This window comes from Thermobaculum terrenum ATCC BAA-798 (assembly GCF_000025005.1).
In the GTDB taxonomy this organism is placed as follows: Bacteria; Chloroflexota; Chloroflexia; order Thermobaculales; family Thermobaculaceae; genus Thermobaculum; species Thermobaculum terrenum.
Map to the genome: position 1 here is coordinate 1,221,454 of NC_013525.1, position 24,318 is coordinate 1,245,771.

19 protein-coding genes are annotated in these 24,318 nt (G+C 44.3%); 14 read left to right on the forward strand and 5 right to left on the reverse strand.

All coding sequences use genetic code 11. From position 1 onward, the window contains the following. The first annotated feature begins 150 nt into the window (after window positions 1–150). Window positions 151–1,236, forward strand: a complete 1,086-nt coding sequence (locus TTER_RS05730; RefSeq protein ID WP_012875078.1) for a LacI family DNA-binding transcriptional regulator — start codon at window positions 151–153, stop codon at window positions 1,234–1,236. Between the two features lie 173 nt (window positions 1,237–1,409). On the opposite strand, the gene TTER_RS14670 is transcribed toward TTER_RS05730, so the two are convergent. Both TTER_RS14670 and TTER_RS05740 read right to left on the reverse strand, forming a co-directional pair. Further along, a complete protein-coding gene (locus TTER_RS14670; RefSeq protein ID WP_012875079.1) occupies window positions 1,410–1,979 on the reverse strand; it encodes a DUF3105 domain-containing protein in 570 nt (189 codons plus the stop codon). Window positions 1,980–2,056: 77 nt separating this feature from the next. Continuing rightward, window positions 2,057–3,418: a UDP-glucose dehydrogenase family protein gene (locus TTER_RS05740; RefSeq protein WP_012875080.1), complete on the reverse strand. Its 1,362-nt coding sequence runs from the start codon at window positions 3,416–3,418 to the stop codon at window positions 2,057–2,059. A gap of 201 nt (window positions 3,419–3,619) precedes the next feature. Between TTER_RS05740 and TTER_RS05745 the strand changes: the two genes are divergently transcribed. The 9 genes from TTER_RS05745 to TTER_RS05785 all read left to right on the forward strand — a co-directional run bounded on the left by TTER_RS05745 (window position 3,620) and on the right by TTER_RS05785 (window position 13,974). Then, window positions 3,620–5,902 (forward strand): PAS domain S-box protein, encoded by a 2,283-nt coding sequence (locus TTER_RS05745; RefSeq protein WP_012875081.1) that lies wholly within the window; start codon window positions 3,620–3,622, stop codon window positions 5,900–5,902. Beyond that, on the forward strand, window positions 5,899–6,543 hold the full coding sequence (locus TTER_RS05750; protein WP_012875082.1) for a response regulator: 645 nt from the start codon (window positions 5,899–5,901) through the stop codon (window positions 6,541–6,543). The genes TTER_RS05745 and TTER_RS05750 overlap by 4 nt, the downstream gene beginning before the upstream one ends. Before the next feature lie 159 nt (window positions 6,544–6,702). After that, a complete protein-coding gene (locus TTER_RS05755) occupies window positions 6,703–7,065 on the forward strand; it encodes a hypothetical protein (RefSeq protein ID WP_012875083.1) in 363 nt (120 codons plus the stop codon). A gap of 118 nt (window positions 7,066–7,183) precedes the next feature. Continuing rightward, window positions 7,184–7,963, forward strand: coding sequence for a sensor histidine kinase (locus TTER_RS05760; RefSeq protein ID WP_041424379.1), 780 nt, complete (start codon window positions 7,184–7,186; stop codon window positions 7,961–7,963). A 19-nt stretch (window positions 7,964–7,982) separates the two neighbouring features. Then, window positions 7,983–8,666 carry a response regulator transcription factor gene (locus TTER_RS05765; protein ID WP_012875085.1) on the forward strand — a complete coding sequence of 228 codons (684 nt, stop codon included), beginning with the start codon at window positions 7,983–7,985 and terminating at the stop codon, window positions 8,664–8,666. A 333-nt stretch (window positions 8,667–8,999) separates the two neighbouring features. Then, the gene (locus TTER_RS05770) at window positions 9,000–10,028 is read left to right on the forward strand and encodes a cation diffusion facilitator family transporter (RefSeq protein WP_012875086.1); all 1,029 of its coding nucleotides are present in this window, start codon (window positions 9,000–9,002) and stop codon (window positions 10,026–10,028) included. A gap of 153 nt (window positions 10,029–10,181) precedes the next feature. Next, on the forward strand, window positions 10,182–10,550 hold the full coding sequence (locus tag TTER_RS05775) for an ArsR/SmtB family transcription factor (RefSeq protein WP_012875087.1): 369 nt from the start codon (window positions 10,182–10,184) through the stop codon (window positions 10,548–10,550). Continuing rightward, window positions 10,543–12,681, forward strand: a complete 2,139-nt coding sequence (locus tag TTER_RS05780; RefSeq protein ID WP_012875088.1) for a heavy metal translocating P-type ATPase — start codon at window positions 10,543–10,545, stop codon at window positions 12,679–12,681. Before TTER_RS05775 ends, TTER_RS05780 begins: the two co-directional genes overlap by 8 nt. Before the next feature lie 174 nt (window positions 12,682–12,855). Further along, the gene (locus tag TTER_RS05785; protein WP_049823025.1) at window positions 12,856–13,974 is read left to right on the forward strand and encodes an ISL3 family transposase; all 1,119 of its coding nucleotides are present in this window, start codon (window positions 12,856–12,858) and stop codon (window positions 13,972–13,974) included. 106 nt (window positions 13,975–14,080) lie between these two features. Here TTER_RS05785 and TTER_RS05790 read toward each other — a convergent pair whose 3' ends face one another. The 3 genes from TTER_RS05790 to TTER_RS05800 all read right to left on the reverse strand — a co-directional run bounded on the left by TTER_RS05790 (window position 14,081) and on the right by TTER_RS05800 (window position 18,628). Continuing rightward, window positions 14,081–16,402 (reverse strand): xanthine dehydrogenase family protein molybdopterin-binding subunit, encoded by a 2,322-nt coding sequence (locus TTER_RS05790; RefSeq protein ID WP_012875089.1) that lies wholly within the window; start codon window positions 16,400–16,402, stop codon window positions 14,081–14,083. 83 nt (window positions 16,403–16,485) lie between these two features. Beyond that, the gene (locus tag TTER_RS05795) at window positions 16,486–17,643 is read right to left on the reverse strand and encodes a vWA domain-containing protein (protein ID WP_169302630.1); all 1,158 of its coding nucleotides are present in this window, start codon (window positions 17,641–17,643) and stop codon (window positions 16,486–16,488) included. Window positions 17,644–17,725: 82 nt separating this feature from the next. Next, a complete protein-coding gene (locus tag TTER_RS05800) occupies window positions 17,726–18,628 on the reverse strand; it encodes an AAA family ATPase (RefSeq protein ID WP_012875091.1) in 903 nt (300 codons plus the stop codon). Between the two features lie 160 nt (window positions 18,629–18,788). Between TTER_RS05800 and TTER_RS05805 the strand changes: the two genes are divergently transcribed. The 4 genes from TTER_RS05805 to TTER_RS05815 all read left to right on the forward strand — a co-directional run bounded on the left by TTER_RS05805 (window position 18,789) and on the right by TTER_RS05815 (window position 24,153). Continuing rightward, window positions 18,789–22,718: a galactose-binding domain-containing protein gene (locus tag TTER_RS05805; RefSeq protein ID WP_012875092.1), complete on the forward strand. Its 3,930-nt coding sequence runs from the start codon at window positions 18,789–18,791 to the stop codon at window positions 22,716–22,718. A gap of 416 nt (window positions 22,719–23,134) precedes the next feature. Then, the gene (locus TTER_RS05810) at window positions 23,135–23,434 is read left to right on the forward strand and encodes a hypothetical protein (protein ID WP_012875093.1); all 300 of its coding nucleotides are present in this window, start codon (window positions 23,135–23,137) and stop codon (window positions 23,432–23,434) included. Window positions 23,435–23,714: 280 nt separating this feature from the next. Next, window positions 23,715–23,843 (forward strand): hypothetical protein, encoded by a 129-nt coding sequence (locus TTER_RS16195; RefSeq protein ID WP_277422769.1) that lies wholly within the window; start codon window positions 23,715–23,717, stop codon window positions 23,841–23,843. 40 nt (window positions 23,844–23,883) lie between these two features. Further along, entirely contained in the window at window positions 23,884–24,153 is a 270-nt protein-coding gene (locus tag TTER_RS05815) for a hypothetical protein (protein WP_148211894.1), read from the forward strand. The last annotated feature ends 165 nt before the right edge of the window (window positions 24,154–24,318 follow it).

The following is a 24,318-nucleotide window of genomic DNA, read 5'->3' on the forward strand; positions in this document are numbered from 1 at the left end:
ATAAGTGATTATCTTAGGATTTGTAATAATATCTGATTTTTTATAAAACGATTCATAATATGATAAACTATGATAGCGAATAGCAACAAATAATGTAAAAGATACTATAATTCAATCTCAATATTTATTGAAATTTAGTAGGTCTTGCATATGAGCAATAAGAACAACACATTGCAGAAGAGACCCCAAAGGATCACGATACGCGATGTAGCTAAGCTGGCTGGAGTGTCACCAGCTACAGTTTCCAAGGTTCTAAATGATGCTCCCCATGTCAGTCAGGAGTCCAGGCAGAGGGTAATGAGTGCGGTTGCCAAGTTGGACTTCAGGCCTAACAGCATAGCGCGTAGCTTAAAGTCTAGACGTACTCTAACTATAGGGCTGATTACAGATGATCTAGAAGGCGTCTTCACTACCTCTATGATGAGAGGTGTTGAGGATGTTACCAGCTCCCGAGGATTTAGTGTTTTCCTTTGCAATAGCTATGGAAATGCTGATAAAGAAAGAGCCCATCTGCAGCTTCTGCTTGACAAGCAGGTAGATGGAGTCATATTACTCAGTGGCTACAAGGTCAGGGAAAGAGGTGCTCCTGCACTCGATCTAGGATCAATCCCTGTTGTGTACCTCTACCAGTATACTCGGGATATCAATGTCCCTTGCATTGTTCCTGATGACTTTGGTGGGGCCGAGATAGGCACGAATCATCTTATATCTCTGGGTCGAAAGCGTATAGGCCTAATAAATGGCCCTTATCATTACGAGGCTACCCATCATAGGCTAGAAGGTTATAAGTCTGCTATTGAAAATGCAGGCATTAGCTATGATCCTAGCTTAGTACGTTCAGGCAAATGGTATGAAGATGCTGGCTACATGATGGCTAAAGACTTGATGAGCATGGATAATCCTCCTGATGCCTTGTTCTGCTGCAGTGATAGTTTGGCTGCGGGAGCTATAAGAGCTCTGTGTGAACTAGATATCAGAGTACCGGATGATATACCAGTGGTAGGGTTTGATAACAGACCTTTCGCCGCGCATCACGTGCCACCCCTAACTACTGTAGCTCTACCGCTGTACGAGATGGGCCGCATGGCTGGAGAGATGATCGTCTCTGCGATATTAGGTCCTACCCCTGAGCCAGGTATACATAAAGTGCCTTGTTATCTAGTTAGGCGGGAATCATGTGGGGTGCTCAAGGCCAGCTATAACTCGGTTCGAGACGAGACAGGAAGCTATTCTTAGCCTTCTTTTTCTAGTTGTATGCATTTGTGTTCGTATTTCATAAGCAGTTTATGCCCTAAGTTACTTTTCTCTGTTTCTTCATGGCTTATAGCATGTATACATACTCATGTATACATACTGAATACGGCTGCTGTAGTTAGAGATGATACGACATAGTGTTTTCGCTATAACAGCTACGGTACAAGTTCGGGTCCTTTGTTAATATGCTCCCTATAGAATCGGAGTACTAGCTGATTGTCAAGCGATTCCATTGGTAGATAGTAGTCCCAAGCTAGAGCGGCAAAGCTGGTTTGTAGTGAAGGATACGGGGTTATTAGTATCTTTTTTTCGCTAAATACTGGATCCGGGGGTATGGAGTTGTATAGATCTTCTAGTTGGTTTTGAACTTCTCTACAGTTCTGTCGACAGTTATAGAGTACTACAATACCACCGTGCTCTAAGTTATGTACCCAGGCCTCGGTTGGCACTTGCTCTTTATATATTCCCCAGTTAGCAGGTGAAGGCCAATGAGGTCCAGAGGCCGGTGGGTTGTGTTTATAATTCACCTTGGTCCCCGTGGCTACATGACTTCTACCTTCATTAGGTATCCTTTGTTCTTGGGGGACATAGCTTCCTAAGTCTTTGTTGGTGGAGGAGCTTGTTAGCACAAGGAAAGCAACGATCGCTATACCGAGTACTATCGCACCTATTACTATGCCTAAAATCAATGCGTTATTATTTCTGACGTTGAGTTTCTGCCCCAATAAGCGCCTCCTAATTCTGCTTCACTCTATGCTAATGTATGCTAGCAGTTTGGGAGGCAAATTCATAATTACTACTTCTAATGCCAAATAGGTACGCTTGCCTGCGGCAGGTAACGTTCAGACTCGCTTGGGCAGCAAGGTATACCTATACCTACGTATTCAAATCCTAATCCTCGTACTAGTTCTGGATCAAAGATGTTGCGCCCATCTACTATCTTGGAAGTAGTCATTAATTTCTTCACCTTTATCAGATCTATGCTCCTAAACTGTTCCCAGTCGGTGACGATTGCTAATACATGGGCGTTTTCTGCAGCTGCATATGCATTCTCGCAAAATGAGACGCGTTCAGGGAGAATACGCCTGGCGTTCTCCATCGCAGCCGGGTCGTAGACTTTGACGTTCGCTCCCCTAGATAGTAGTTCAGGGATTATATCTAGCGCTGGTGCCTCTCTAATATCGTCTGTGTTAGCCTTGAAGGCTAAGCCCCATACGCCTACTGTTTTGCCGTAGAGTCCTCCTACAACTTTGTCTATCTTAGTAACGAATTTGCGCCTTGACTCTCTATTAACTTCTAGAACCGCTTTGAGGATTCTGGGGTAGCAGTCTGATATTGACGCTACGTATTCCAAAGCCTGCGCATCTTTGGGGAAGCACGATCCTCCGAATCCTATACCAGCTTGCAGGAAGTATGTACCTATGCGTTTATCCAAGCCGATGCCAGTTGATACTTGCCTTACGTCGGCTCCTATTGCTTCGCATATCTGTGCCATCTCATTGATGAAAGAGATCTTCATGGCTAAGAAAGCGTTTGCTGCGTATTTGATCATCTCCGCAGTGCGTATGTTGGTGAGTAATATGGGGCATGTAAAAGATGAATATAAGGATGCTACCGCCTCTGCTGCTTCCTGATCTTTTGATCCCAGGACTATTCTGTCAGGATTCAGCATATCATGTAATGCGCTGCCTTCACGCAGGAATTCTGGATTAGCTACCACAGCGAATTCTGCTTCTGGCTGTGCCTCTTCAGAGAGTATGGCTTCTACCATATCGCCTGAGCCTGGAGGCATAGTACTTTTGTTAATTACTATTGTCTTATGTTGTACTGATAGGTTTCTCCCTATCTCCCTGGCCGCATTGCGCACGAACCGCATATCGGCACCGCCATGAGGTGATGGAGGAGTGTTGACACAAATAAAAACAAATCTTGAGTCAGGAATAGCTTCTTCGTACTTGGTTGTAAACCTCAGTTTGCCATTCCTGCTTTGCTCGTTTATAAGCTCAACGAGTCCCGGTTCATATATGGGGCATATGCCAGCGTTCAGCTTGGCTATTCTTTCTGAATCTATATCTACTCCAATAACATTGTTGCCTAGCTTAGAAAGGACCGCACCAGTCACTAGTCCAACATAACCACACCCAACTATCGTGATATTCGACATGGTAGTAAATCTCCTGCATCGGCTTATGGATCTTATTGTAGGCTGTTGTGGTGTAGAAACTGTTTGTAACCGCGGTAAATGGTTGAGATAGGGTCAAATTGCCTCTATGTTTCTCAGCCCTTCTAACGAAAATCTAACAACCTTTAGTTATTGTCTATTACAAATTGTCTTTGCTTAGCTTATCTTGTGGGTGAATATGCTATGGAAGAAGGGTATCTACTGTTCGATGCTGACTGCAAGGTCGTTTGTGCTAATGATGCTGCTCTGAAGATGCTTGCTATGGATAACTCGGAGGTCGTGGGGAGGACTGTGCACGAGGTAGTCCATTCTTGGCACAGATACTCCTTTGCCTCTGAGTGCGATTTTGAGCGTAACTTGAGGCTTTTGACCATAGTTGATCCAAGGTTTGAGATCTTCTCCACCAAGGATGGTTTGATGTATCCAGTGATATATGGGATTGAAAAGTCACATGGTGATAACCTCCCCGCTGGGTACATCCTTCGATTTAGCAAGACTAAGGACAGGCGCAGGGTCGGACAGGATCTACGTTTGTTGAGTGCTATTACTCTCACTGTAGCCGAAGTAGATAGTTGGGATATGGCTTTGATGCAGGTGCTGAGGCTGATGTGCACCGCTCTTGAATGGGATCTCGGGCTTGCATGGGGGCCTCAAGGAAATAGCTTATATTTGATTTCTTCATGGCATCGAGGATCATCAGCGGAGCTTACACTAAGCAAGGAAGGAGGCTTTTGGGAATCTTTAGCCTCCCAAGCTATTAGGGAAAGAAGGGTATTAGTTGAACATAATGTTCAGCATGGATCTAGCTCTGGAGTAGGGTTGGGAGCCGAAATAGCTATACCTATCTACTATAAGAATGAGCCTATAGTTGTTCTCCACTTTTTCAGTCTTAAACCTGAAATGACTGCACAGAGCATTGATTTGGCGTGCTTGACTGCCTCGTATTTAGGTGCTCTTCTTAGCCGTAAGAGATTTGAGGAGGCGCTCAGACAGAGCGAAGAAAAATATCGAATGATTTTTGAGTCGGCGCTCGACGGTATCATCACCCTGTCGGCTGATACACGCATACTATCTTGTAATCCAGCCGTTGAGGCTATATTTGGATACAAGGCTGAGGAGATAACAGGTAAGCGGTTAGAGGTGCTTGTTCCGGGGTTTACCGAAGAATGGCTTCCCCTATCCAATGATGAGGAGCCCGTAGCATATGATATGACGCTTATGGGGAGCAGCAGGGATGGTGCGGACCTGCATCTTGAACTCAGTTTATCCAGAGTCAGCGGTCTTGATGAATCTCCCGTATTTGTATGCATTCTAAGAGATGTAACTCGCAGGACAAAGATAGAGAAGCTTGTAAAGGTTCAGTCCTCATTGCTGAGAAGACAGGCCCAAATGCTGGATATGGCTCCCGTGGCTGTAGTAGCTACTGAGTTTGACACTGGCATTGTTATCTATTGGAACCATGGTGCGGAGAAAATGTACGGCTGGACCAAGGGGGAAGCAAAGGGCAAGCTTCTTAGTTCTTTGATAAATACGGATAAGTCCGTAGATGCCAGTATATATAGTAGCCTGAAGAATGTAGGTTTTTGGGATGGGGAGTTGCGCGTCAATACTCGTGATGGTAAGCACCTGACTATCTTGAGCCACAAGGCTTTACAGCGAGATGAGGATGGCCTACCTGCAAGCGTGCTGCATGTGGATACGGATATTACTGATCGAAAGCGTATGGAGGAGCAGCAAGAGAGGTTGTTGCTTATTGAGCAGGAGCAAACTAGAAGGCTACGAGAGCTAGCTCAAATGAGGGCTGATTTCAGCGCTATGATCGCCCATGAGCTTAACTCTCCAATTGCAGCGATCAGGGCTGTACTAGATGTCATAGAACAAGCTAACTCTAACATGCGCCATAAGAATCTGTTGAATGTCATAAAGCGGGAGGTAGATGTGCTTGCTAGCCTAGCCGGCGATGTATACAATGCTTCAGAATATGAGAAGAGCGATTTTGAGGTTTCGTTATCGCCGGTTAGCCTGAAGGAAATAGTCATGGATGCTTATATTTATGCTCAATCTTTGTTATCGGAATATCATCCTATAGAAGTAGTTGGCGATACAGATGTGTTAGTTCTTGCTGATCGAGAAAGAATAGGTCAGGTAATGAGGAATTTGCTTAGCAATGCCGCTAAGTATTCTCACAGAAACAGCCCTATATTGATTAGAACTAACATATTAGAGGATAAGGCTAAATTGGAAGTTGTAGACCAAGGCCCTGGTATACATCCTGACGATATGGACAAGATTTTTCGCAAATTCGGACGTGGTAGGGATCTTCTAGGCAAGAAATTGCCGGGCCTCGGTCTAGGACTATATGTTTCTAGGCGCATAATCCAGCTGCATGGTTCAGATCTGGAAGTGTCTTCTCAACTTGGCAAAGGTTCTATTTTTTCTTTCTACCTGGAACGGGTGGTAACATGATCAGGCTTTTGCTTGTAGACGATCACACAGCATTTAGAGAGGCTTTGGCTCTAATTTGCAGCATAGAGGAGGATATTAGCGTTATTTCCCAGGCCGGTAGCATAGAAGAGGCTAGGAAGTATATACAAAGTGTCAACTTTGTACTGCTGGATTTAGGATTACCGGATGGTAACGGCGTAGATTTTGTAAGGGAGATAAAGTCATCGAATCCTGCTTGCCATGTATTAGTGTTGACCGGCAGTATGAACAAGCTAGATTTAGCTCGGGCTATAGATGCCGGTGCTGATGGGGTAATGTTAAAGCTGTCCAGAGTACAAGACATAATTCAAGCTATTAGATGCATATCAGCTGGTGGTTCAATTCATAGCCCTCAGGAAATAGCTGAGCTTTTACTTCTAGCTGGCAGAGCCAGGATAGAGGATGCAAACGCCAGAGATAAGATAGGACAACTCACTGATAGGGAGAGGGAGATATTACAAGCAATAGCAGAGGGTCTAAGCGATAAGGAGATAGCCGCAAGATTCAACATAACTGTAGATACAGCTCACAAGCACGCTAATAACATCCTACGTAAGCTAGACACTAATTCTAGACTACAGGCTGTACTCTTTGCACTCAGGCATGGAGCTATAAGCTTATAAATCTTGCTTTACTCCTTCCGTATAAAAATATCGTAAAAAAATCGAACCTACACGGAGGTTAAACCAAAGCATCTACTTCAATAATACTCAATCATACTAATCTTTATTTATTCTGACTTACAACGGGTAAGATATGAGCTATTTTTCACAGGTGATATCATGGAAACCATTGAGAAGCCCGTCGTAGTGGTTGCTAACAGTCCTAGAGTCTATAGAGAAGCCATATCAGGTGCGATATACAGGCTTCGGCCCAAGCTTGAAGTTGTGTGTATCGAACCTGAAAATTTACCAAATCGATGTTGTGATTTTGGCAAGAAGATCCTAGTGATATCTAACCTCCCGCTAGAGAGCTTATCCCTCAAGTGCACAGACATACCTACCTTTTGGATAACCCTTTACTATAACGGGAAGAGCTCTATTCTTTACCTCAATGGGAAGGTTCAATCCTATTATGAGGATATAACCTTAGATGACTTTCTGGATATCCTCGACAATATTGTCTATCAATTAGAGTCTCCTTAAACCAAAAATTCACAATTTTAGTTACTTGAAAATTACCTTTTTAGGTGATGAAGTTCTTGGCCCCTTGCAGTATGCTCATTGTTGCAACAAGCACGATGCTAATAGAAAGGGGCTTCAGATGAGTAATGTCCTAATTGGGTCAACCTGCAGTACTTCTAACTCCTTCAACCCTCTAAAGAATAAGGATTTACAGGCCATGGCTAGATTTTCTCATGAGTTGAAGGTGCCTCTTTCTACTATCAGCTTGATTGCAGAACTGCTTGATGAGTCGCAAGAAAGCAACGAATGTAAGGGGCTAATAACCCATCTAAAAAGCAGCGTCAACTGGCTTAAGACTATGGTCGAGGATATTGAAACTTGGACCTCCATTGTGGATAGAAGATTGGTATTGAAGCTAGAGCCCGTATCTATAGTTGAATGTGTTCATGAAGCAATTCAGATTTTGGAGCCGATATCTAACCAGAAACATAAAAGGATCCTACTGCTTGCCCCCGATGAATTGTCTCCGGCTTGGGCGGATAAAGTCAGGATTAAACATGTGCTGATCAACCTGCTTAGTAACGCAATTAACTATTCTCTTGATGGCGATCAGATAGAAGTCGAAGTTTTGGAGAGAGATGGCTTTGTCGAAACAAGGGTCCGAGATCACGGACCAGGTATGGATTCTTCAGAGTTAGATAAGGTGTTCGAATCATTTTTCAGAGGTAGCGTTGGCAGAGAGTCTTATTCTAAGGGGCAAGGGTTAGGGCTTTCCATCGTGAAAGCGATAGTAGAGATGCATGGAGGGGTTGTGGGGGTACAGAGCTCCAGAGGGGTAGGAACAACGTTCTGGTTTCGTATCCCGCTAGCCCTGGATAAGAATCCTAAGTCCTGTAGCAGACTTTTTGCAAGTATCTAGGAATCATGGAGGGGACAAAGTGAAGGTCTTAGTAGCTGACGATGATTTGGATATGCTTGATGTCACAGCCTATGCGTTAAGAAGGGAGGGTTTCAATGTAATAGCAGCAAGTGATGGATTGCAAGCTCTACGTAGATGGCAAATGGATCATCCCGATGTCGTGGTTCTCGATGCGAACATGCCCAAGATGAACGGTTTTGAAGTCTGCAAGCGTATCAGGGAGCAATCCAATACACCTGTGATATTACTAACTGCGCTAAACGATGAGGACCATATAGTTCAAGGGTTCCATATAGGCGCAGACGATTACGTGACTAAGCCTTTCAGTCATAGACAATTGGCTATGCGGATACGAGCTGTTGCCAAGCGCAATTCAAGTGCTTCTAGCGTTGACTTTTCAGGTAAGTTGGTATCCGGACCACTATCCCTTGATAGAGATACACATGAGGTTCTTCTGGATGATAGGGAAATACACTTGACTCCTACAGAATTCAAGCTGCTCTATATACTTGTTGCAAATGCTGGTAGAGTGGTGCCTTCTTCTAGACTGGTTGAGTATGCTTGGGGATACGATGAGGGAGATGAATCCCTGCTTAAAACTCATATAAGCCATATTCGCAGAAAGCTAGGCATGCCTAGTGAATCGCTGGGCAACATAGTCGTTCTACCTAGAGTGGGATATAAGTTTATGGTTTCTTCTTGAGTGCAACTCAGGCCAGCTATAGGACTGAGCTCTATAAGATTGGATGCAAAATGCCACAACCCGTGAAGATCTCTATGCACTTCTCAGGATATCAGTTCAAATCTTGAGCGAGTAGAGGGACTCCAAGCTCAAGTCAAAGATAACCTAGCAAAGCTAACTAACAGGTACTCGCAAGAGTGCTTGGACAAACTTAGCATCAAGTGTGCGCCCTTTCCAAGATACATGAGCGTATAAAGTCTAGCTTACTAGATAATCAGGATATTCCTTCTGTGGCCTCTGGTGATGACACACCGAGTGAAGCAATTCTAACTCAAGAATAGGAGACGTTTTATCATGCATCATCACCACCATCATTCTCACGACCACCATGGTCATCACCATCACCACGGACACCATCATGATCACAGTAGAGAAGGGAATAAAAAAGGGCTTACGATTGCACTTCTCATTACCATTGGAATTATGTTATTGGAGTTTTTTGGAGGTTTAATCACAAACAGTCTAGCTCTTCTTTCTGACTCTGGTCATATGCTTAGTGATGCCAGTTCACTTGTTCTTAGTCTAGTTGCTATTTGGTTTGCCACCAAACCAGCTTCCCCCAATAAAACGTATGGCTTTTATCGTTTTGAAATTTTAGCCGCTTTATTTAATGGAGTTACCTTGTTTGTAATCGCTGGATTTATTATTTGGGAAGCAATTGAACGTTTTTACAACCCACCAACGGTAGCTAGCGGCTCTATGATGATCATTGCGTCCATTGGTCTGTTTGCCAATCTTTTAAGTGCTTGGGCGTTAATGAGAAAAGGGGATGTGAAAAATAATGTCAATCTTCGTAGCGCTTATCTTCATGTGATCGGTGACGCCTTGGGTTCCGTAGGTGCTATCATCGCTGGGATTGTCATGTGGATCTTTGATTGGTATGTCGCAGACCCCATTATTTCCATTTTGGTTGCCTTATTAATCTTGAAAGGTGCTTGGAGAGTTATTAAACATACGGTTCACATTTTGATGGAAGGAACGCCCATTACCATTGACCAAAATGAAGTGAAAAAAGCCTTAGAAAGTATTGAAGGAGTGGTTGACGTTCACGACCTTCATATTTGGACCATTACTTCAGGATTGGACTCATTAAGTTGCCATATTTTGATTGAAGATCATCAAGACAGCCAAAAGGTTTTACAAGATGCCATTCACATGATTGAAGAAAAATTTAAGATTCTGCATACAACCATTCAAATTGAAACCTCTCAAATCCATCATGGGGAAATGAAAGCTAGCGAAAAACAATATAGAGTGATGTCAGCTATTGTGATTAGCGGCTTAAACGCATATTTATTGTTTTTAGCTAATAGAATTTTTTGATGTAGCTAATTAAATGAAATGCCTGGTAAATATTAGGTTGATTTTTTACATCCAATTCTTTTTTGTTTTTCATTCAAATAAATGTTTGAATAATAAAAGAAATGAGGTATAATATATTCAAACGGAAATTTGAATATGAAAGGGGGATAATGAATGAGTAAGAAAGATACATGTGAAATTTATTGTTATGACGAAGAAAAAGTCAATCGAATACAAGGGGAATTGCAAAAAGAAGATATATCCAGTGTTGTCCTGTTGTTTAAAGCACTGGCAGATGAAAATAGGGCAAAAATTGCCTATTCACTTTGCCAAGATGAAGAGTTATGTGTATGTGATATTGCCAATATCATTGGGGCTTCTGTTGCAACCACTTCCCATCATTTACGGACTCTTTATAAACAAGGGATTGTAAAGTATCGAAAAGAAGGAAAGCTAGCATTTTATTCGCTGGATGATGACCATATTAAGCAGTTAATCATGATTGCGTTAGTACATGATAAAGAGGTGAAAGTCCGTGTCTGAACAACAAGCAAAATTATCTAAATCAGAAGCGAAAACCTACCGTGTTCAAGGATTTACTTGTGCAAACTGTGCGGCAAAGTTTGAAAATAATGTAAAATCATTGCCCGGTGTTCAAGATGCTAAAGTAAACTTTGGAGCATCTAAAATTACCGTTTGGGGTACAACAACCATCGAAGAATTAGAAAAAGCAGGAGCTTTTGAAAACTTAAAGGTTCGGGAAGATAAAGAAAAATCAGTCAAGCGTGAACCTTTTTGGAAGCAAAAAGAGAACATTAAAGTGTATATTTCCGCCGTTTTGCTTGTGATCAGTTGGTTTTTAGGGAAGCAATACGGAGAAGAGCATATCTTTGCGACAATTGGATATGCTGCAGCAATTTTAATCGGTGGATATTCGTTATTTATAAAAGGTTTCAAAAACCTAGTTCGATTGAATTTTGATATGAATACGCTGATGACAGTGGCGATTTTAGGAGCTGCAGCGATTGGTGAATGGGGAGAAGGTGCAACGGTTGTTATTCTATTCGCCATTAGCGAAGCCTTAGAGCGTTATTCCATGGATAAAGCTCGTCAATCCCTTGAATCGTTGATGGATATTGCTCCAAAAGAAGCATTAATTCGTCGAGGAAATGAAGAAATGATGGTCCCTGTTGACGATATTCAAGTCGGAGATATTATGATCGTAAAGCCTGGTCAGAAATTAGCGATGGATGGAATCGTCATCAAGGGTACATCTACGCTAAATCAGGCTGCCATTACGGGAGAAAGTGTTCCAGTAACCAAAACAGTCGGTGATGAAGTCTTTGCAGGAACATTGAATGAAGAAGGGTTATTGGAAGTAAAAGTTACAAAACGAGTGGAAGATACAACTCTTTCGAAAATCATCCATTTAGTGGAAGAAGCTCAAGCAGAACGAGCACCTTCTCAAGCGTTTGTAGATCGTTTTGCCAAATACTATACACCAGCCATTATCATTTTTGCTCTTTTACTAGCCGTTATTCCTCCATTATTTATGGGTGCTGATTGGAGCGAATGGATTTATCGAGGTCTAGCTGTATTAGTGGTTGGTTGTCCGTGTGCGTTGGTTATTTCCACGCCTGTTTCGATTGTAACTGCCATTGGAAATGCAGCGAAAAACGGTGTGTTAATTAAAGGTGGTATTTATTTAGAGGAAGCAGGAAACTTAAAAGTGATTGCTTTTGATAAAACAGGAACATTAACAAAAGGTATTCCTTCCGTCACCGATGTAGTCACTTATAATGGCAATGAAAATGAACTAATGACCATTACAGCAGCCATTGAAAAAGGCTCACAACATCCACTTGCTTCCGCCATTATAAGAAAAGCAGAAGAAGATGGATTGAATTTTAATGATGTATCGGTTGAAGAATTCCAATCCATTACAGGTAAAGGGGTCAAAGCCAAAGTAAATAACGCAATGTATTATGTCGGAAGTCCAGGTCTTTTTGAAGAACTTCTTCCAAATGGCATCCAATCAGAAATAAAAGAACAAATTACAACCCTTCAAATACAAGGGAAAACGGTCATGGTATTAGGGACGGAAAAAGAAATTCTGGCGTTAATTGCCGTGGCAGACGAAATAAGAGAATCATCCAAAGAGGTTATTCGAAAACTTCATCAAGTCGGTATTGAAAAAACGGTGATGCTGACGGGAGATAACCAAAGAACAGCCGAAGCCATCGGAAAACAAGTCGGTGTTTCCGATATTAAAGCCGATTTACTTCCAGAAGATAAACTGAATTTCATCAAAGAGCTTCGCGACAAGTATCGAAGTGTTGCGATGGTTGGAGATGGTGTGAACGATGCACCAGCTCTTGCAGCTTCAACCGTTGGTGTGGCAATGGGTGGTGCTGGAACCGATACAGCCCTAGAAACAGCCGATATTGTCTTAATGTCTGATGATTTAAGCAAATTGCCATATACGATTAAATTGAGCCGCAAAGCTTTAGCGATTATTAAGCAAAACATTACTTTCTCTTTAGGGATTAAGGCATTGTCATTACTGTTAATTGTGCCTGGTTGGTTAACGTTATGGTTAGCGGTATTTGCGGATATGGGAGCAACATTAATCGTAACATTAAACAGCATGCGATTGCTAAAAGTTAAAGAATAGGCTCTTCACCACAAGTTGTACTTGATCATTTAAGGTAGGTGTGCATAGAGGGTACAAAAAATGCGAATTTTCCTGTATGGTAAAGGTGACCAAACCGAACCATGGAGGGAAATTCGCATGTACTCTCAGTTTATCAAAGAACTCATCGATTGACCAGATGTTTTGATTCAAAAGATGCGAAAAGAAGGGGAACGTTGGATTTTCGAACTGTCTCTACCCGAACAATGCCCGTTATGTCCTGTCTGCTTGAAGCGCACGATCAAAATGACAGACAAAAAGAAGCAATGGATGCATGGCTATGCTCAGCGAATCGGAATTTTTTGGATCGAACTTCCTGTCGAGCGCAGACGTTGTAGCACGTGTGGCGTGACGTTCAGCACGTCGTATCCAGCCATCTCTCCTCGAAGTGTGGCGACGGATGCTTTTCAGCGATGGGTCGCGCAATCTTGCATCGGAACATCCATTCAGGCGGTGGCTCGTATGCTCAAGCTTCCTTACACGACCGTTGAACGATGGTTTTATACCCATGCCCCTTCCTTCCTATCGAATGACGTCCAACCAAAGGCGGTTTGTGTCGATGAGTTTGCTTTTCGAAAAGGGCACGACTATGGAGTGGCGATCATGGATGCCGAAACGGGAGAAGTGTATGCCATGGAAGCAGGAAAGAACGAGGAAGCCATTGGGCGTGCATTGGCTCATGTGTCTCGTTCCGTTCAGTATGTCGTGAGTGACTTGGCTCCAGCGATGAAAAAAGCGATTCAACGGGTTTGCCCAGAGGCGACACATGTCGTCGACTATTTCCATGTCATTCAGCTGTTTACCGATGCGTTAGAACGTTGTCGCAAATATTTGGGCAAAGGAGGCAAGAAACACGGAAATGTTCGTTACGTTTGCCGTTTATTGAGCCAATGCCCAGAGAAATTGACGGAGGAGGAACGTCAAATCATACGAGAATGGTATAATGAAAGCGATTACTTAAAGTCTGTTTACCAATCGCTCCAACATGTTCGCTATGTGTTCAAAAGCAAAGATGAGCAACAGGCGAAACGACGCTTGAAGGCTTGGATTCATCGGTATTTGTTTTGTCCTTGTTCCGTTGTTCGTGCCATCGCAAAATCACTCGTCAAACGAACAGACGAAATGATATCGTGCATTTTATCCCATTATTCGAATGGGAAGATGGAGGGAACGAATAACAAGATCAAGCTGATGAAACGTCGGGGATACGGATACCGAAATATCCAGCGTTTTGCACTGCGGGTTCGGCTGGAAACAGCTAACATACTTTCATGACAGGTGCAAGTACATCTTTTGGTGATGAACCCATAATAATACCTCCGTCGTATACGACGGAGGTATTGAGCAATAAACTTATCCAGAGATCATCCGATTCCTCAGGCTAATGAGATGAGGAGTTTATAATCCTCCAGATCTTCTCTGGCCAGAAGGGCATGTCTATATGTCTTATGCTGAAAGGCTCTAATGCATCCACTACTGCGTTTGCTACTGCTGGAGTAGAGCCTATAGTGGCTGCTTCTCCTATGCCCTTTGCTTGAAGAGGGTTATGAGGTGTAGGGGTTTCAGTCTTATCGGTTATAAAGCTGGGGAGTTGCGTGGCTCGCGGTACATTGTAGTCCATCAATGTTCCAGTTAGTAACTGGCCTTGAGAATCGTATACAACTGCTTCATATAACGCTTGTGATATGCCTTGAGCCAGACCGCCATGTACCTGACCTTCTACAAGCATAGGACTTATTCTTCTTCCACAATCATCTACCGAAACGTAATCTCGAAGGCGTATGACCCCCGTATCTTTCTCTATTTCTACTACTGCTACGTGCGCTCCGAAGGGATACACAAGCTCTAGGGGGGTGAAGAAGTCCACGGACTCCAAACCAGGTTCCATTCCTTCGGGTAGGTCACCACTGTAAGCTTTGGATGCTATTTCTGCAAATGTCACTCTACGACTCGGTACTCCCCTTACCTGATATTTGCCTTTCAATACTTCTATGTCTTCTGGTGCTGCTTCCAAGATGTGAGCAGCTATCTTTGTTGCCTTTTCACGTATTTTATCGACAGCCCTTACCAGAGCTGAACCTCCTACCACTAAACCGCGGCTTCCCATGGTACCCATACCTTGGGGAGTCTCTCTTGTATCGCCGTGCCTTACTATTATCTTTTCATAGTCTACACCTAGTGTATCAGCAACGATTTGAGCAAATGTTGTTTCCTGTCCCTGACCATGAGGAGATATGCCTGTGAAAACCGTTACGTTTCCGCTGGGATCTACCCTTACTATGGCACTATCATATGGACCAAAACCGCACATCTCGACATAACACGAGATACCGATTCCTATTAGAATGTTGCTGTTTTGATCTCTTAGCTTTCGCTGTTCTTTCCTTAGGCTATTGTAGTCCGCCAACTCAAGAGCTTTCGTAAGAGCTTTATTATATTCTCCACTGTCATAGAGTTCTCCAGTTGCGGTTCTGTAGGGGAAAGCATGAGGTGGAATGAAATTGCGACGCCTGATCTCTACAGGATCTAGGCCTAGCTCATCAGCAATGATATCCATCATACGTTCTATATAATAAGCAGCTTCTGGTCTACCAGCGCCCCTGTATGCCGCCACAGGGGTGGTATTCGTGTAAACGCAGGTGGCTTCAATCTCAACCGCCGGGATATCATAGACTCCAGTACTCATTCTACCTGTTAGCTCTGCTATTCCTGGAGCTACCGGGTATGCTCCCACATCTGCAAGAATATGCATTTTGAGAGCCTGTACTTTACCATCTTTGTCTACTGCAGCTTCAAGTGTAGTTATCTGTGCCCTACCGTGTGTGGTGGCCATAAGGTTCTCGCTTCTTGTTTCCACCCATTTAACTGGTATGTTAAGACGACGCGCAATAGCCGCGAGAGCTACGTCTTCCGGATATATACCTATTTTGACCCCAAATCCTCCTCCTACTTCAGGGGCTATTACCCTTACTGCGTTTTCGGGTAATCGGAGTACTTTGGCTATATCACCCCTCGATAGGTGAGGGGCCTGAGTACTGGACCATACAGTTACACCGCCTACCATTGGATCAGGAGAAGCAACTACGGCTCTACCTTCCATTGGTATGCCAGCTAGGCGCTGATTAATCATTCGCTGTTTTATTATCTTGTGCGCGCTCTTGAAGGCTCCATTTACATCTCCGTTCGAGTATCGCCATACGTGTTCAACGTTACTATTGGTGTTATCGTACAGTCTTGGAGCCTCTGGACTTAGAGCAGCTTCGATATCAGCTACGGTTGGGAGCTCTTCCCAATCCACCTGCACCTTAGAAGCTGCATCTGTGGCTGCTTCCGGAGTTTCTGCAACTACCGCAGCAATTATCTCACCTACATAGCGTACCTTTCCTATGGAAATTGCGTAGTGGGTATGGCTGGTCTCCTGGGAGCTATCTGGAGCCTCTCCTTCGCCCGAGCTCGACATAGGCATAGGTTCGTAGTCATTTATCAGATCCTCTCCGGTGAATACCGCCACCACCCCTGGTACGTTAATGGCCTCTGTTGTGTCTATGTGCCTGATTTTGGCATGTGCGTAGGGGCTTCTCACAAAAGAGATATAGCACATGCCTGGTAATCTGAGGTCCCCTACATATGTTGATCTTCCTGTTATTAGCCTGGGATCTTCCTTTCTTCTTACTCTGGCACCTATGAGGGATGAATAAGCCATACTCAGCCTCCGGAGATTGATGTGTGCTAGACCAAACTGCAAGGATGCTTGAATATCCTAATAGGAGTTTAGTTCTAAGTCAACTAGATTAGAAGTCCAGGAGCCTGCTTTCTGGGGCTTCTAACTGATGGTATCTCTCTGAGGAGCTTAACCAGGTGTTCTAGACTAGCTAGGCTGTGCACCGACATAAAATCATCAATGAAAGGCATAGCAGCTCTTATTCCCCTTGTAAGAGGCTCATATCCAGGGGTCCCAAGTAGTGGATTCAACCATATTAGTCGATAGCTTGATCTTTGTAAACGGGCCATTTCCCTTGATAGAAGATCGACGTCTCCACAATCCCATCCATCGCTGATTATTATTACAATAGCACCCTGCTGGAGCATTCTTCTTGCCCAGCGGGTGTTGAAAGTGTGCAGAGATTCACCAATCCTAGTACCACCTGCCCAATCCTGAACCTCCTCTGATACCCTCTTCAATACCTTGTCGATATCTTTGCTCTGCATGAGCTTTGTTATGCGGGTGAGCTTCGTTCCAAACACGAAGGTTTCAATCGCTGCATTGTCCTGACGAAGCGTATACATAAAGTGTATTAACATACTGGCGTATGGAGCCATGGACCCACTAATGTCGCATAGTAAAACTATCTTTCTGGGCTTGAATTTTCTATCTTTCCAGCTGGTACTTATCAGTTCCCTATACTTTATCTGGTTTCGTATGGACTTTCTGATATCTAGCTTCCTACCTTTTATAGATGGAACCAATCTACGCGATCTTCGTAGCGGCATCTGTAACCTCATTTGCTGGATGAGCTTTCGAGCTCTTAGCAGCTCGTCTGGAGACAGCTTCGAAAAATCTTTGTGCCGCAGTATCTCGTCTGGGCTGTACAATGTTGCCAGATTGTTGGGTGTTTCATTGTTGTTATCAGTGTCATGGCTTATATCTATAGTTTGAGGCTGTATCGGTAGATTGTTACGCACGGCGGTGGATTCGTTATTTATCCGAGGTAGCAATCCATCGCTCTTGTGAGCTTGAGATGGGAGAGAACTCCCTGCCTGGTCTATCTTTTCTCCCTGCCAGTAGTTTTCCCAGGCCGCATTGAACTTATCTATATCTTCTTTCCTGTTTATTAGTGTCGATAGACCCACTGTTCTTATATCTTCTTCTTGCAGCGAAGTGAGGGCTACTCCACGCACAAAATCTACTACTTGGGATAGTCCTACTTGAACGCCGCTATTCATTAAATACCTAGTGAAACCAAGTAGCTTTATCAGTATGTGGTTTCCTATCGTGATAGATGATAAATCTAGATTTTCTCTCAACTCATTCATTTCTGACCAATGTTACTTGGTTCAAGTTCTCTAGCTCGCGACGGACGTTGAGGATATCTTCTTGGTGTTTGAGCAAAGTGCCAATAGTTTCATTAATCGTTTCAGGATCTAACTTAGAGTGGTTGAGAGTTACTAATGCTGATGCCCAATCTATACTCTCGGCAACGCCTGGTACTTTGTACAGATCCATGGTCCTAAGTCTATGCATGAAGCTACTTATTTGACGAGCAAATTCCCGTTCTATACCAGGGACTCGGACTCGAATTATCTCCTCTTCTTTTTCTATAGAAGGATAGTCTATCCAGTAGTATAGGCATCTCCTCTTGAGGGCATCGTGTAGCTCTCTGGTACGATTAGACGTAAGTATTACTAGTGGTCTGGCTTGTGCTTTGATCGTTCCGATCTCTGGTATCGTGACCTGAAAGTCTGACAATATCTCTAGCAGGAAAGCTTCGAACTCTTCATCCGATCTGTCTACCTCATCTATTAGCAAGACGGGGAACTTACCTGCATGTGTTGAAGAGTACTCTATAGCTTGTAATAGAGGCCTTTTTATCAGGAATTCCTCGCTAAATATCTCTCTTAGCGTACTATGCCTGTCTAAACCTTCGGATTCGAGTATCCTGATCTCCAATATCTGCCTGGCATAGTCCCATTCATAAACTGCTTGGGATACATCAAGCCCTTCGTAGCACTGTAGTCTAATCAGATCTGTCTCGAGGATCTGAGACATTACTTTTGCTACCTCGGTCTTACCTACTCCAGCCTCACCCTCCAGCAACAAAGGCTTCCCAAGGCGTAGTGCCAGGAAAAGAGATGTTGCTAAACCCCTATCAGCTATGTAGTTATTCTTTCTGAGTGCTTCTTGCAGGCTATCGATAGATACGATTTCCATAAGTCTAGTTTTCCATCAGGTATTTTGATCTTTGCGCTTGCAGCAATATAGTATACACCCCATATACTCAGAAGTTCTCTAAAAGATTCGTCCTAATAACTTATTGCAATATTTATAGTGTTAATGTATCTTTTATGCATATATAGCCGAGGCGATTGATATGAAGCACCTAACCAATATAAGGCGTTCATTGACAGCAGGGATTATTCTGGTAGCCTTATTGTTGTTTAACAACCTTAGTGTAGGACTCGATGTGGTGCATGCTCAGGAAGAACTTGTTGTGCCTACTCCTGGGATGGTAATTACACAAGACGTGACTTTCCGTCCTGGTGAGTATTATTTCCCTAACGGTGAGGGGATAGTTATAGCGGCTGATAACATTACAGTTGATGGTAATGGGGCAGTCCTCGTTGGTCCTGGTAGAGCTGGAGATCCAGAGAGTTTTCTTGGAACTGCTGTGACATCTACGGGTCATTCAAACGTAGTTCTCAAGAATCTCACCGCTAAGGGATTTCAGCTTGGATTGAAAGTGACTAACGGTCAAAATTGGACGATTACTGGCAACAACTTTTCTGACAACTACACAGACCCAGACTTTGGCTGGGGAGATGGACCTAACTTTGGTGCGGTGATGTTGGTTAGTGTGCATAGAAGCGCTATAACGAATAACAGGGGGGAGCGCGTCTGGAACGGTCTTCACCTTCGATATAGTAACGAAAATACGATAAGAGATAACTACTTCTCGCATTGCTCGAACGTGTGTCTCAAGATGTGGGCTTCATCCCGCAACCTAATCGAGAACAACGTGATGAATTATGGTATACGAGTAGCTCCTGGGGAAGTTCATGCACGAGATTCTACTAGTGTTTTGATTGAAACCGGGTCGAACGATAATCGCTTCCTGTACAACGATTTCACCCATGGTGGTGATGGGGTATTTATCCGCCCTCTCAACGGCTACCTTAGTACGGGCAACTACTTTGAGGGTAATGATGCATCCTATGCTCATAACAATGCCTGGGAGTGCTGGTCACCCGGCAACATCTTTATCCGCAATAAAGGCAACTACTCCAGCTATGGCTTTTGGCTAGGAGGCTCTGATCATACAGTACTTATAGGTAATGAGGCAGCCTACAACGGTACGATCAAAGCTAACGCCCCCGAGCCGTTTGGTAACGCTGGTATCGCGGTGGTGCACGGCAGCAGCAGTCACTTCATCATGAGCGGCAACTACGTCCATGACAACAAGAACGTAGGTGTGGCCATTGGCTACAAGCCTGGATATGAGGCCTATCACTGGATCATCCAGCAGAACCGCATTGAAAACAACGCGACATATGGCATCTACATGTATGATACGCGTTGGGTGGATCTTGCTGGGAATGTATTAACAGGCAATGGCCAGGGAGCTATTTATAGGGGGTCCAACGTATCGGACATCTTTGAGCGAGAAGCCACCATGGACGATAAGGCTCCAGAGGCTCATGCTACAATATCCGCTCGTACAGTCTATGTTGGCGAGCCTGTTACCTTTGATGCTTCTGCCAGTAGCGATCCTCAGGGCAGAGAACTTATGTTCCGTTGGGATCTGGGAGATGGTGATATATCTGAGTCCCCATTAGTGACGCATACCTACGTTGACCCAGGTTTTTACAGAGTCGGTCTGACAGTAAACAATGGACATCTAGCGGATCTGACTTGGTTTGATGTATATGTCACTCTCAAAGGTACTGAGGTGGGTACTGAAGGGGTGGATCCCTCATCATGGCAAGCCAAGATACCAGCACGAACAGTAGAGTGGGTGGTTGATCCTAGCCCGCCTGATAGGATTGGTAATCCAGCTCTCAGATCTGGTGCAGCACCGAATCTGGACCGTGGTATTGCGCGGGAAGTAGTAGTTCCTGAAGGCTCTCCTACGCTCTCGTTTGATACGTATTATCAAATAGAGCAAGGCTATGACTTTGGCTTTGTGCAGGTCTCTACGGATGGAGGCCACACTTTCCGCAGCCTGGCTAATGAACATACTACTACCCAGACAGCGAATGATGCTATTCAGCTTGTCAAAGACAACGTTCCTGGATTTACAGGTGAATCTGGGGGATGGCGCATAGAGACGTTTGACCTTTCACAGTATGCGGGGCAGACGTTGTTGCTTGCTTTCCGCTATGTGACTGATCCGGGCGTTGATGAGCCAGGCTGGTGGGTAGATAACATACGAGTTGGTACTCAGCTTATTTCTGATGGCTCTACCCTTGACGGCTGGTCACCACTCGTCATTGAGGAAGAGGCCCCCTATGCTTATATCAAGATTGATTCAGATCACAGAGTAGTGGGGGATGATTCAGTTCGCATTGAGAGCAATGCTGCAACAGGTATCTGGAGTTACTTTGCTCCAGATGGTACATGGGATCTTTCTGATAAAGACTATGTTGCCTTATGGATCAGCTTTGCACATGAGGTTGTGGGAGGCTTCAATGATCCACAGCCTGTGATCAGGCTTATGACTGATGACTCTAATTACCTTGAGTATACACCCAGGATAAACTACCTGAACCCTTCAACGGTACCTTATTCAGAAGCTCGTGATGGATGGCAGTGGCTGCAGATACCATTAAGTGGGAATGCCGACTGGGTAAGAACTTCCTATGGACAGCCTGATATATCGCATGTGCGCTCAATCGAGATTGCTACACATGGCAGCTCTGGTCGGTACAAATTGTGGCTTGATGGGCTCATCTTTGGAGCCAATCCTCCGGAGCCGCAGATAACTCCTAACATCGCCCTCAATTCTGAAGCACAAGGCTATCCTAGTCCGGAGGCATCCTATACATTCAATGGTGACTGGAATCTCCCGGAGTATGATAACTTGTGGGCACCTCTGGATGGATATACTAACAACGGCAAAATATGGAGTAACTGGAATTCAGGGCACAGATACGATTGGTATGAGGTAAGGTTTGAGTATACAAGAGAGATCAACAAGTTAGTCCTAGATTTCGTTTCCTTTGGATCTAGACTTCAACCACCACGCTCTTTCCAAGTATTCTACTGGCAACATGGTGCATGGTATGAGGTTGAAAATCAGGATAGATCCAGCAGTGCTCCTGTGGAGGGTACTAACACCGTGACTTTTGACCCCGTATTTACCGATAAGGTTCGGGTGAGAGTTGAGAATGTGTCGTCTCGCAAGGGTAGGGGTACGTATGTTGGAATTAGCGAGCTAGAACTCTTTAATACCCGTAATATCGCTGGGAACTCAAAGGGTTCTTCAGCTGGTCTGGGTACTCCTGAGCCAGTTGTATCATCTAATTTGGATCTGTCTTGGTTGCCGCTTGATGGCTCAATAAAGCCCTCGAGTATGTGGAAACCAGATGTGGGTGATAATAATCCTAGTTATGGAGTAGACTTCCATAGACTTAAACTCTTCAACAGAGTGACTTTTTACCTCAGTGAAAGAGGATTACCTAGTGAGGTCAGAGTCCAATATTGGACGGGAAGTTCTTGGGCAGATGTTGCTCATCCATGGTGGATGAGTAATCGAATAGTTGCTGGCAGGAACATAGTGTCTTTTGATACAGTGAGATCCCGCAAGATCAGAATTATCTTCCCGAGCAATTCGAGATCACAACTGCTTGAGCTTGAGGTTGTCAATGCTAATCTCCTTTCTGGTCATGAAATTACGCCATCAGCTTCATATACCTCACCTTATGATACTCTCTGGGGGCCTTTGGACGGTTCTTACGCTTCTTCACCACGATGGACGTCTTGGAACTCACACAATGCGCAGGACTGGTATGCTGTTGATCTTGGTGTTGAGATGGTATTTTCGCGGGTTAATTTGTTCTTCTATAACGATAATGGGGGAGTCCAACCGCCAAGTGGTTATAGGGTGCAGTACTGGGATGGTAATAGTTGGGTAGATGTGCAAGAGATATTGCGCTATCCAGCACAACCATCTGAAGGTTTCAACACGGTTATATTTGAGCCGGTGCGTAGTCGAAAAGTGCGTGTACTCGGCACTAATCAGAACCCTGTCAACTTTGGCGTGTACATAGGACTTACGGAGATAGAACTATTCAGGTGGGAGTAATACGTTGCAAGGATAATATTGAAGGATACAGGAGCCTGCCGCAGACAGTTGACATAAAACAATGGCCTCAAACTTGCACCTCTAAACCTATTTGCATCAGATCATAGGGTTAGTCTTAATGAAGCAGCATTTACTTGTCATTCTTCTAGCTTTGCTTTTGATGTTAGTAAGCGTGTTTCTACCTCCTAATATGAGGATACCCTCCATGGCTGCGTCTTTATTGCTGATAATCTTTTCCGCTATTGGTCAGATCACAAGGAGTAAGTGAACATTTGGTGAATGTGAGTTATTATCAAACAAATTTCATATTTACTATGAATATTCATAGGCAAAGTTTTGTAGTTTTATAATATAAATTGTAAAATAATAATAAGAGTAGCATTTATCCATAGATCATTCAGTAGGGAGGTAGAAAGATGCAAATAGGTACATTCCTCTTGATGCTGGCTCTTAGCTATGCTCTGGGTGTGCTGTGGTATGATCTTTTACCCGGTAAGCTTGCTATGAAGCCCTGGAGAGTTGCTGCTTATCCATTCTTGGGGATGTGGGTGGCTGAGGTATTCTATCCTCATGGTCCGGCGTTTGGTGATCTGCACATAATTCCTATAGCCGTGGGTTCTCTGGTAGCTGTAATAGTTGATTGGATCATAACTACCGCGAGACACCCTGCTACTGTACCTGAGTATGAGGGTGGTTTGGGGACAAGACCTGCGTAATTGTGTTTGTCTAGCCCTCGACCTACCATGGTAGGCCGAGGGCTTTTTACAGTACCAGAATCAAGTCAATAGGTACTGGTCCTATCATCGGTTGAAAGTTAGTAAGTTTGTATTGCTATTTGACATATCCCATTAGATGGTTGTGAAGTTGCTTGACACAACTCTTCTCTAGGACCTATTAGGGGGCAGTGCTGGGCGAAGATTGGAGTAATAGGGTAGCACCAGACGATTCATATAATATGTAAGGTTCATCACTCGTGACGAGTTCGGGAGCTTCGACGTGGACGGGTACTGGCTTGACCTACTTAGGCTAGAGGGCGAGATGCTCAGCAGGCAGGTGAGGCAAGTGCGAGATCTGGACGAACTCCTGCGCCTGTTTCGCTGGCACGTGCGCGGGGTTGTAGTGTAGGACCCGCGGTGCCAGCTACGTCCAACGTAGCAACCACTATGTGGCCGTGCCGGAGGGAGATCCCGCATTCCCTCACCTGCCGATGAAGGTTTCGCTAGTTAGACCCGATGGCTCCTCGCTGTTCACAGGTAGCGGGAAGATCCCAGGTACATCCGTACCCTCGAGGGGCAGCGCCAAATGCGATGCCTACCTGTGGGCCAAGATTCGATACCTGGACACCGGCAGATGCGACCCAATCGAGCTAGCTTTTTACCTTGACGCCTACTGGCTCACCCAGCCACAGATAGAATTGCAACAGTCTCTTCTTTGATCTATCGCCCTGGGATGATGAGACCCTGATCGACGATCCGAACCAGCCCCTGGGGACCGACTTCCGCACGCTGCAGGCCATCCTACTCTCCGCCTACAAGGGTACCAGTAGACGGATGGTGGCGATCCATGGCTTCGTACCCTGGGCCTTCAAGTACACCTCCTA

What these genes read in the sequence shown, in the direction of transcription:
- TTER_RS05730 (WP_012875078.1), top strand. Translation starts at nt 151, where the DNA reads ATGAGCAATAAGAACAACACATTGCAGAAGAGACCCCAAAGGATCACG.
- TTER_RS05740 (WP_012875080.1), bottom strand. Translation starts at nt 3,418, where the DNA reads ATGTCGAATATCACGATAGTTGGGTGTGGTTATGTTGGACTAGTGACT.
- TTER_RS05745 (WP_012875081.1), top strand. Translation starts at nt 3,620, where the DNA reads ATGGAAGAAGGGTATCTACTGTTCGATGCTGACTGCAAGGTCGTTTGT.
- TTER_RS05750 (WP_012875082.1), top strand. Translation starts at nt 5,899, where the DNA reads ATGATCAGGCTTTTGCTTGTAGACGATCACACAGCATTTAGAGAGGCT.
- TTER_RS05755 (WP_012875083.1), top strand. Translation starts at nt 6,703, where the DNA reads ATGGAAACCATTGAGAAGCCCGTCGTAGTGGTTGCTAACAGTCCTAGA.
- TTER_RS05760 (WP_041424379.1), top strand. Translation starts at nt 7,184, where the DNA reads ATGAGTAATGTCCTAATTGGGTCAACCTGCAGTACTTCTAACTCCTTC.
- TTER_RS05770 (WP_012875086.1), top strand. Translation starts at nt 9,000, where the DNA reads ATGCATCATCACCACCATCATTCTCACGACCACCATGGTCATCACCAT.
- TTER_RS05775 (WP_012875087.1), top strand. Translation starts at nt 10,182, where the DNA reads ATGAGTAAGAAAGATACATGTGAAATTTATTGTTATGACGAAGAAAAA.
- TTER_RS05785 (WP_049823025.1), top strand. Translation starts at nt 12,856, where the DNA reads ATGCGAAAAGAAGGGGAACGTTGGATTTTCGAACTGTCTCTACCCGAA.
- TTER_RS05790 (WP_012875089.1), bottom strand. Translation starts at nt 16,402, where the DNA reads ATGGCTTATTCATCCCTCATAGGTGCCAGAGTAAGAAGAAAGGAAGAT.
- TTER_RS05795 (WP_169302630.1), bottom strand. Translation starts at nt 17,643, where the DNA reads ATGAATAGCGGCGTTCAAGTAGGACTATCCCAAGTAGTAGATTTTGTG.
- TTER_RS05800 (WP_012875091.1), bottom strand. Translation starts at nt 18,628, where the DNA reads ATGGAAATCGTATCTATCGATAGCCTGCAAGAAGCACTCAGAAAGAAT.
- TTER_RS05805 (WP_012875092.1), top strand. Translation starts at nt 18,789, where the DNA reads ATGAAGCACCTAACCAATATAAGGCGTTCATTGACAGCAGGGATTATT.
- TTER_RS05810 (WP_012875093.1), top strand. Translation starts at nt 23,135, where the DNA reads ATGCAAATAGGTACATTCCTCTTGATGCTGGCTCTTAGCTATGCTCTG.